The organism is Streptomyces sp. WAC 04229, from assembly GCF_003947455.1.
Classification (GTDB): Bacteria; Actinomycetota; Actinomycetes; order Streptomycetales; family Streptomycetaceae; genus Streptomyces.
Map to the genome: position 1 here is coordinate 1 of NZ_QHJH01000379.1, position 2105 is coordinate 2105.

Consider the following 2105-nt stretch of genomic DNA (forward strand, 5'->3'; position numbering starts at 1 on the left):
GTGCCTTTCGGCTGAGGGCCCTGCCGGCACCGGCGCCGGCACCGGCCGCGCCCTCAGCCGCAAGGCACTCCTCAGGGCCGCGGTCGCCGCCGGCGCCGCCGTCCCGCTGCTCGCCACCGGCTCCATCGCGCTCGCCCGGGACGCCGCCCGCTCCTCCACCGGCCGCACGCTGACGCCGACCCCCTACTGCGACGACGGCGACGACCCGACGCCGGACCAGATGGAGGGCCCGTACTTCAGGCCGAACTCCCCGCGGCGCACCAGCCTGGTGACACCCGGCACCGTCGGCACCCCGCTGACCGTCGCCGGCTACGTCTTCGGACGGAACTGCGCCCCGCTGCCCGGCGTGCTCCTCGACTTCTGGCAGGCGGACAACGCCGGCGCCTACGACATGGCCGGATACGCCTTCCGCGGCCACCAGTTCACCGACGCCACCGGCGCCTTCACCCTGCGCACGATCGTCCCGGGCCTCTACCCGGGCCGCACCCGGCACCTCCACGTCAAGGCGCAGGCACCCGGCCAACCCGTGCTGACCACCCAGCTCTACTTCCCCGGCGAACCCCGCAACGCCACGGACGCGCTCTTCGACCCGGCGCTGCTGATGAACGTCCGTGCCGGGGGCGGCGGCAGGGAGGCCACCTTCGACTTCGTCCTGGACGTGGACGGCGGCCCCGGCCCCGACCCCACCGACCCGCCGAACGGCACCTGGGCACCCGGCCGCTCCTACACCTCGGGCGACCGCGTGACGTACGGCGGCCGCGCCTACCGCTGCCTCCAGGGGCACACCGCGACGACGGGCTGGGAGCCGCCCAACGTGCCGGCCCTGTGGCGCCCCGAGTCCTGAGACCTTCCTCACAGCAGGCCGCTCGCGGACCACTCCCCGCGTCCCCGCGTACCCGCGTCCGGGCATGCGGAAGCCCCCCAGGTCCGAGACCTGGGGGGCTTCCGGCTGGTGCGCGAGGGGGGAGTTGAACCCCCACGCCCTTGCGGGCACTGGAACCTGAATCCAGCGCGTCTGCCTATTCCGCCACCCGCGCATTGGGTGTGTCCTCTGGTGCCCTGCCGTGCCTTGGCTTGCGGCCCGGCCCCTTCCGACACGAGAACATTAGCACGCTGCCAGGGGTGGATTCACATCCCTTCACGGCCGGGAGCAGGGCGCCCGCCCCGCTCCCGGGCACTCGTCTCGACCCGTAGCCGTTCACGTATCAACCTCGTACCGGTACGGCCCGTCTCCCCAGGAGCCGGTAGGGGTCCACAGTCAGGTGCGGGACACTGGTCGGCGGCCGCCTCTACGATCCTGGGCATGAGTACCCGAGGGAGCGCATCCCGAAGGTCCCCGGGAGTTCGAAGGACGGCTCCAGCGGGAACTCCGAGAGGCGTCGACACCCGTCGACCGGGCCGACAGGGGGAACCAGCCGATCGAGCGGCGCGTGGATACGATCAGTAAGCAGTACCAGGTGGACAGTGCACGGACGAGCGGTGCGCACACCGGCACTGCGCAAGGCAGCAGTACGCAAGGCAGTGGACAGGACGGCAGCGACGGAGGAGGTGCCCCATGGGAGTCCTGAAGAAGTTCGAGCAGCGTCTCGAAGGTCTGGTCAACGGCACCTTCGCGAAGGTCTTCAAGTCCGAGGTGCAGCCCGTGGAGATCGCGGGAGCGCTCCAGCGCGAATGCGACAACAACGCGACCATCTGGAACCGCGACCGCACCGTCGTACCCAATGACTTCATCGTGGAGCTGAGCACGCCCGACTTCGAGCGGCTCAGCCCCTACTCGGGCCAGCTCGGCGACGAGCTGGCCGGCATGGTCCGCGACTACGCCAAGCAGCAGCGCTACACCTTCATGGGACCGATCAAGGTCCACCTGGAGAAGGCGGACGACCTCGACACCGGCCTGTACCGGGTGCGCAGCCGTACGCTCGCCTCCTCCAGCAGCCAGCAGGGCGGCGGCCCGGCCCCTTCCGACACGAGAACATTAGCACGCTGCCAGGGGTGGATTCACATCCCTTCACGGCCGGGAGCAGGGCGCCCGCCCCGCTCCCGGCCGTGAAGGGATGTGAATCCACCCCTGGCAGCGTGCTAATGTTCTCGTGTCGGAAGGGGCC

1 protein-coding gene, 1 tRNA gene and 1 pseudogene are annotated in these 2105 nt (G+C 70.9%); 2 read left to right on the plus strand and 1 reads right to left on the minus strand.

The genetic code is table 11. The features are described from left to right. Positions 1 to 844 (plus strand): carbohydrate-binding protein (locus tag DMH12_RS38320; protein WP_125495843.1); only part of this gene is annotated, 844 nt, incomplete at its 5' end. Between the two features lie 106 nt (positions 845 to 950). On the opposite strand, the gene DMH12_RS38325 is transcribed toward DMH12_RS38320, so the two are convergent. Then, a tRNA-Leu gene (locus tag DMH12_RS38325) sits at positions 951 to 1037 on the minus strand. Positions 1038 to 1555: 518 nt separating this feature from the next. Here DMH12_RS38325 and DMH12_RS38330 point away from each other — a divergent pair. Further along, a pseudogene (locus tag DMH12_RS38330) lies at positions 1556 to 2047 on the plus strand (DUF3662 domain-containing protein); the annotation flags it as partial. Positions 2048 to 2105: the final 58 nt, after the last annotated feature.